The organism is Rhizobium aouanii (genome assembly GCF_037002925.1).
GTDB lineage: Bacteria > Pseudomonadota > Alphaproteobacteria > Rhizobiales > Rhizobiaceae > Rhizobium > Rhizobium aouanii.
In genome coordinates this window covers 84,655-91,304 of sequence record NZ_JBAMYD010000024.1, presented here as the reverse complement: position 1 = coordinate 91,304, position 6,650 = coordinate 84,655, and the positions used below count along the sequence as shown (strand labels likewise).

At 62.2% G+C, this 6,650-nt stretch carries 7 protein-coding genes; 4 read left to right on the top strand and 3 right to left on the bottom strand.

The window, feature by feature from the left end; genetic code table 11:
* Positions 1-80 precede the first annotated feature (80 nt).
* Both V8P77_RS31125 and V8P77_RS31120 read right to left on the bottom strand, forming a co-directional pair.
* Positions 81-878 (bottom strand): polysaccharide deacetylase family protein, encoded by a 798-nt coding sequence (locus tag V8P77_RS31125; RefSeq protein ID WP_335916069.1) that lies wholly within the window; start codon positions 876-878, stop codon positions 81-83.
* Between the two features lie 102 nt (positions 879-980).
* Entirely contained in the window at positions 981-1,370 is a 390-nt protein-coding gene (locus V8P77_RS31120) for a DUF930 domain-containing protein (protein WP_335916068.1), read from the bottom strand.
* A 262-nt stretch (positions 1,371-1,632) separates the two neighbouring features.
* On the opposite strand from V8P77_RS31120, the gene V8P77_RS31115 reads away from it, so the two are divergent.
* Positions 1,633-3,741: a S9 family peptidase gene (locus V8P77_RS31115; RefSeq protein WP_335916067.1), complete on the top strand. Its 2,109-nt coding sequence runs from the start codon at positions 1,633-1,635 to the stop codon at positions 3,739-3,741.
* Between the two features lie 257 nt (positions 3,742-3,998).
* Positions 3,999-4,523 (top strand): DUF1697 domain-containing protein, encoded by a 525-nt coding sequence (locus V8P77_RS31110; protein WP_335916065.1) that lies wholly within the window; start codon positions 3,999-4,001, stop codon positions 4,521-4,523.
* 55 nt (positions 4,524-4,578) lie between these two features.
* Here V8P77_RS31110 and V8P77_RS31105 read toward each other — a convergent pair whose 3' ends face one another.
* Positions 4,579-5,208, bottom strand: a complete 630-nt coding sequence (locus tag V8P77_RS31105; RefSeq protein ID WP_335916063.1) for a TetR/AcrR family transcriptional regulator — start codon at positions 5,206-5,208, stop codon at positions 4,579-4,581.
* A 219-nt stretch (positions 5,209-5,427) separates the two neighbouring features.
* On the opposite strand from V8P77_RS31105, the gene V8P77_RS31100 reads away from it, so the two are divergent.
* A complete protein-coding gene (locus tag V8P77_RS31100) occupies positions 5,428-6,375 on the top strand; it encodes a homocysteine S-methyltransferase family protein (protein WP_335916062.1) in 948 nt (315 codons plus the stop codon).
* Between the two features lie 120 nt (positions 6,376-6,495).
* Positions 6,496-6,633, top strand: a complete 138-nt coding sequence (locus V8P77_RS31095) for a hypothetical protein (RefSeq protein ID WP_335916061.1) — start codon at positions 6,496-6,498, stop codon at positions 6,631-6,633.
* Positions 6,634-6,650: the final 17 nt, after the last annotated feature.

Below are 6,650 nucleotides of genomic sequence, written 5' to 3'. Positions count from 1 at the left end.
ACCCATCTATCCGGTTCAATCTGTTACCCATCTATCGGCTGGACACAGGCCAGAGGGGGGTGTCCCACGCACGCCTTCGATCACTCCGTCGTCTTGTCGTCACCACTGTCCTCGACATCCTCGAGGCGGACGAATTGCGTACCCTTCGCCTTGAGATCGACCAGCGCCTTCGCCACCCCCTCGCCCGCCGCATGCGTCGGCTGGTTGACGTGCGAGATGACGACGTCGCCGTCCTTGGCCGAGGCGATGCGCTTTTCGGTGATGACAGCCCCGAGCAGCGAGCCGCCGTCTCCATTCACCGAATAACCGGCAATGCGATAGCCCATGGCGCGGATCTCGCCGATGGCGGACAGGTCATATTTGGCGGTCGAGCCGCGGAACCAGTGCGGCGGCGGGATGCCGGCCGCGACCATGGCGGCAGCGCCGCCTTCGACCTCCTGCCGCACCGCCTGCGGCGAGCCGGCGGACGCGATGCCATAGATCAGCGTCGGCGTGTCGACGGCCGGAATATGGTTCTGGCCATGATTTTCGAGTTCGAAGAGATCGGGATTCTGCAGGAACACGGCAAGTGCTGCTGGATTGCGCTTCAGCCAGCGGGCGGTGACGAAGATCGTTGCCGGGATGCGTTCCCGCACCAAGGTCGAAACGATGCGCTCGTCCGCCTGACCCATGCAGGCATCGAAGGTCAGCGCAATGCGGGCATGGCCGGCGATATTGGAACGGGCGATATGCAGATGCGGCTCGACGAGCTTTGGCGCCGGCGCCTTCGGGGCCGGACTGACCACTGCCGGGGCCGACACGGCTAACGGAATTCCGTTCGCGAATACAGCCGAGATGCTGACGAGAAGGAACGCCGAAGCGAGCAGGATGCGGTTCATATAATGGATTTCTGTGATTCGAGCTGCCAATTTTTAGCGGCGGCTCTCCCCCGGCGCCATGCGGCCGGATGTCACCGCGGCCGCTTGGGCGGACGGGCCGTATCAATCATAGAGATAATACTTATTCCATTTATCGCGCGGCACCTTCTCGCCGATCTCGTAGTTGAGCTCGCGCACGTTGATATGCTGCGGACCGGTGATGCAATTGTAGGAGAGATGGTACCAGTCGCCCTTGCTGCGGAAGACGGCACCCGGCGCCTCCAGCGAATTGTCGCCGGGGATCGGGTCCTTGAAGGTATAGGCAATCACCTTGTCGGGCTTGAAGCCGGTGCTGTCCTTGTTGATGCGGCTCATCGCCTCGGTGTCGCAGCTCTGTTCCAGGCGGGTCGAGGGATCGAGTTTTTCCAGCTGCTTCTTGATGGCGGGATCGACGGCAAAGGCGGGGGCAGCAAGGCTTGCGAGGGATAGAAACAGGACCAGACGTTTCGGCATTGCGGAAAAAATCCCTTACTGTTCTGCAATTTTTACCCCACCCCCGACAGCTTGCCGGGAGCTTGGCACGTGCAAATTCACTGAGATAGCGGACTTTCTTAAATAATGTGGTGACATCAAGGCAAGGCCGGCAGAGCGTCATCCTTCTCTGTGGAAGGTCACCTATACTCTTGGCGCGCCCTTGCCGGACCCTTGCCGCTTGATCCGGCGGCGGCGCGCCTCTATCTCTTGCCAACCCGACATTCCGACCCGGAGCCATTCCTTGTCCGTTTTCAAGAACCTGCCGACACCGCCTGCCGCACAGAAGAAGCCCGTCTCCGACACGCGCCACGGCATCACCCGCACGGACGACTATGCCTGGCTGCGCGCCGACAACTGGCAGGCGATGTTCAAGGATCCGTCGATCCTCGACCCTGAGATCCGCCGCCATCTCGAAGCTGAAAACATCTATATGAACGCGGCGATGGAGGACACCAAGGCGCTGCAGAAGGTGCTGTTTGCCGAAATGCGCGGCCGCATCAAGGAAGACGACAGCTCGGTGCCGATGAAAGACGGTGCCTATGCCTACGGCACCTTCTATGTCACAGGCGGCGAACAGCCGCGTTTTTTCCGCATCGCCCGCGACGGCAATGTTGCCGACGAATCGATCCGTACGGTGCTGCTCGACGGCGACAAGGAGGCTGCCGGCAAGGCCTATTTCCGCCTCGCCGGTCTCGACCATACCAGCGACCACAGCCGCGGCATCTGGGGTTACGACGACAAGGGCTCGGAGTTCTTCACGCTGCAGGTGCGCGACCTCCAGACCGGGCAAGACCTTGCCGACCGGATCGAGAATACCGGTGGCGGCGGCGTCTGGGCGCCCGACGGCAAGAGCTTCTTCTATTCGGCGCTCGACGAGAACCACCGGCCGTCGAAGGTGTTCCACCACATTCTCGGCCAGCCGCAGTCGGAAGACCGGCTGGTCTATGAGGAAGCGGATGCCGGCTTCTTCATGGGCGTCGGCGGCTCGCTGCTCGACGATTTCATCTATATCGACATTCACGACCACGAGACCAGCGAATACCGGCTGCTGTCGACCAAGGACCTCACCGCCGAACCGACGCTGGTGGCGGCGCGCGAGGAAGGCATCGAATATTCGCTGACCGAGGGCGGCGACGTCTTCTACATCCTGACCAATGACGGCGACGCCAAGGATTTCAAGATCATGGAAGCGCCGGTTGATAAGCCCGGCAAGGAAAACTGGCGCGAGGTCGTGCCGCATAAGCCCGGCACGCTCATCATCAGCCACATGGCCTATGCCCGCCACCTCCTGTGGCTGGAGCGCAAGGACGGGCTGCCGCAGATCATGATCCGCGATCGGGCGACCGGCGAGGAACACGCGATCGCCTTTGCCGAGGAAGCCTATTCTCTGGGACTGCAGGGTGCTGCGGAATACGACACGGATATCATCCGCTTTTCCTATTCCTCGATGACGACGCCGTCGCAGCTCTACGACTACAACATGGTGACGCGCGAGCGCACGCTGTTGAAGACGCAGGAAGTGCCGTCCGGCCACAATCCCGACGACTACGTCACCCGCCGCGTCTTTGCGCCGGCGTGGGATGGCGAGAAGGTTCCGGTCACCCTGCTCTATCGCAGGGATACCCCACTCGACGGCAGCGCCCCCTGCCTGCTCTACGGCTACGGCGCCTACGGCATCACCATTCCGGCCGGTTTCAACACCAATTGCCTGTCGCTCGCCGACCGCGGCTTCGTCTATGCCATCGCCCATATCCGCGGCGGCAAGGACAAGGGATTTTCCTGGTACGAAGACGGCAAGATGGACAAGAAGACCAACACCTTCAAAGACTTCGTCGCCGCGGCCGACTATCTGAATCAACAGAGGTTCACGTCTTACGCGAAGATCATCGCCGAGGGCGGATCGGCCGGCGGCATGCTGATGGGTGCGGTTGCCAACATGGCGCCGGAGAAGTTCGCCGGTCTCATCGCCGCCGTCCCCTTTGTCGACGTGCTCAACACCATGCTTGACGACACTCTGCCGCTCACCCCCCCGGAATGGCCGGAATGGGGCAACCCGATCGACAGCAAGGAAGAATACGAGCAGATCGCATCCTACTCGCCCTATGACAATGTCGACGCAAAAGCCTACCCGCCGATCCTGGCGCTCGGCGGCCTGACGGACCCGCGCGTCACCTATTGGGAACCGGCCAAATGGGTGGCGAAGCTCCGCGACAAGACGACGGGCGACGCGCCGATCCTGCTCAAGACCAACATGGACGCCGGCCACGGCGGTGCCTCGGGCCGTTTCCAGCGGCTGGAAGAGATCGCGTTCGAGTATGCGTTTGCGATCAAGGTTGCCGGCAAGATGTAACGGTTGGGGCGTGCCTAGTGGTACCCCCTCTGCCCTGCCGGGCCCGGGGTCGAGCCACGCGTCTCGACCCGTCCTTCGGACCCCCACAGGTGGGGAGATCACAAGTGGGTTAACAGTCCCGCTCATCTACCGTTTCGCCGTGCTGAAGCGTTGATTGTTTGGGGAAACCAGAGCGCCGAGCCAATCTCCCCACCTGTGGGGGAGATGCCCGGCAGGGCAGAGGGGGCTTGCGCGGCACAAGGTCAAGGGAGAAAGAAATGCCCGTCTATATCGCCCTACTCCGCGCCGTCAATGTCGGCGGCACCGGCTCGCTGCCGATGGCTGAGCTGAAGGCGATCTGCGAAGGCCTCGGCTTTTCCGATGTGAAGACCTACATCCAGAGCGGCAACGTGCTTTTCCGTTCGGATGAAGCGGAAGAGACGGTGGAGGAGCGGCTCGACGAGGCGCTCGGCAAGAAGCTGGGCAAGCGGCCGGGCGTGATGGTGCACAGCCGCAAGGAACTCGATGGCATTGTCGCCGATGCGCCCTTTCCCGACGCCAAGCCGAACTTCCTGCTGGTCTATTTTCTGCCAGAAAAGGCGCCCGACGATGCACTGGAAAAGATGGTAGCGCCAGACGGCGAGGAGGCAAAGCTCGCCGGCCGGGAAATCTATGTGCATTATCCCAATGGTTCCGGCCGCTCGAAGCTGAAATTGCCGGCGCTGAAGCCTGGAACGTCGCGCAATCTCAACACCGTGCGCAAGCTCGCGGACATGGCGGCGGCGCTGGAGGACGGGGGCTGAGGATGTAAGCGCAATTCCGGACGCAAAGCCGCTTCGCACTTTTGCTGGAATTGCTTTAGCCCCTCGGCATCACCACCACCGGCAGAAAGAGCATCTTCACGAAGGTTCGAAGCATCAGCACCTGCTCGGCCAGCGTGTTCGGCTCCTTCAGCGTCTTCGACAGAACGATGCCGCCTTCCAGGACGGAGGACACCATGTCGGCGAGCTGGTCGACGTCGACGGGTTCGCGCAGCGGATAGACCTCCACGATGTCCCGGAGCATGCGGCCGAAACGGCGGCGCCAGGCAAGCACCGCATTCCGGTTGGTCTCCTGTATCTCCCGGTCGAACAGCCGCTCGTAATAGCAAACGGTCGCCACGATGCAGCCGGGATGGCCGTTCGGCAGATCCGAGAGCAGTTCGGAAAGCAGCTTCAGGCCGAGCAGGAAGGATTGCAGCGGATCGTCGGTCAGATCGCGCGCGCGGCTGAAGATCTCGTCATAGATGCGCTCGTCATTTTCGATGTAGCGGTTGAGCAACGCCTTGGCGAGCTCGTTCTTGTCCCTGAAATGATAGAAGAAGCCGCTCTTGGTGATGCCGGTCTCGGCAATCAGTTCCTCGATGGAGGTGCCGCCGAAACCCTTCTGCAAGACTGCCGCTTCTGCCACATCGAGGATGCGGGTCCGCGTTTCCTCGCCCTTTCGCATGTTCCCCTCCTGTACCGGCGGTACAGTTTTCAGCCTCGTACATTCAGGCCTGCCTCCGCCTCCGGCAGCCTCGGTTGAAGCAAGCAATTGATATCAATCGGCAAAACCCAAAACCGCCTGGAGTATACCTCAAGTCGTCTAGTTTGGCAGCCGATTAAACGCCAGAACATCATTCATCGACGGCAACCAATCGGGTGCCGCGAGGGAGAGGCTTCAACAATGGCAAAGTACAGAAACGACTTGCCGCAGCTCAAAGGCGGCACTTTCATTACCGATGGCGGCATGGAGACGACGATGATCTTCCAGGAAGGGATCGAGCTTCCGCATTTCGCCGCCTTCATATTGCTGGCTTCCGAAGAGGGCCGGCAGCGCCTGCGGAATTACTATCGCCGTTATCTCAATGTCGCACGGCGGCACGGCACGGGCTTTGTGCTCGACACCGCCACATGGCGGGCCAATCCGGACTGGGGGCAGAAGCTCGGCTATACCAGCGAAGCCCTGAAAGCGGTCAACGAGGAAGCCGTCGACCTGCTCGTCGGCTTGCGCAGCGACTATGAGCGGCCGGAGCAGCCGATCGTCATCAGCGGGGCGATCGGCCCGCGCGGCGACGGCTACAAGGCGGGTATTATGGATACGGCCGAGGCGGAAGACTACCACGCCTTCCAGATCGGGGCTTTCGCCGGCACCGAGGCGGATATGGTGACCGCCTTCACGCTGACCAATATCGACGAGGCGATCGGCGTGGCGCGGGCGGCACAGTCGCTCGGCATGCCCTCGGCCATCTCCTTCACGCTGGAGACGGATGGCAGGTTGGTGACGGGCCGCAGCATTCAGGAGGCCATCGAGACGACTGATGCGATGACCGGCGGGGCGCCGGTCTATTACATGATCAACTGCGCCCATCCGACGCATTTCGAAACAGCACTCGATGCGGGAAGCGCCTGGGTGAAGCGCATTTCCGGGATCCGCGCCAATGCCTCGACCATGAGCCACGAACAGCTGGACAATAGCGAGACGCTGGATGCAGGTGATCCCGAAGATCTCGGCCGCCGCTACCGCAAGCTGCGCGGCCGCATGCCGCAGCTCTGCGTGCTTGGCGGCTGCTGCGGCACCGACCACCGCCATGTCGCGGCGATCTGCGAGGCATGCCTACCGCAGGCGGCATGACGAGCTGAGAGGGAAGAAAAGACAATGACGGTAATGGGCGCACTGCCGCGCCGGCGCGGCTGGCACGATCTATGGCTTGCGATCACGGGACGGCAGAGGCGCGCCGCGCCCGAGGCGGCCGTGGAGGTAGCCCTGCGGGATAGCGATCTTGCAGTCTTCGGGGGCTTCGACGGCCCGATGACCTACAGGCTCGAGGCGGAGCGGCGCGAGGGCCGACCACTGCGACGCAGGCGGCTGCGGGAGCCGGTCGGCTTCTGACGACGGGAAGGGCGACG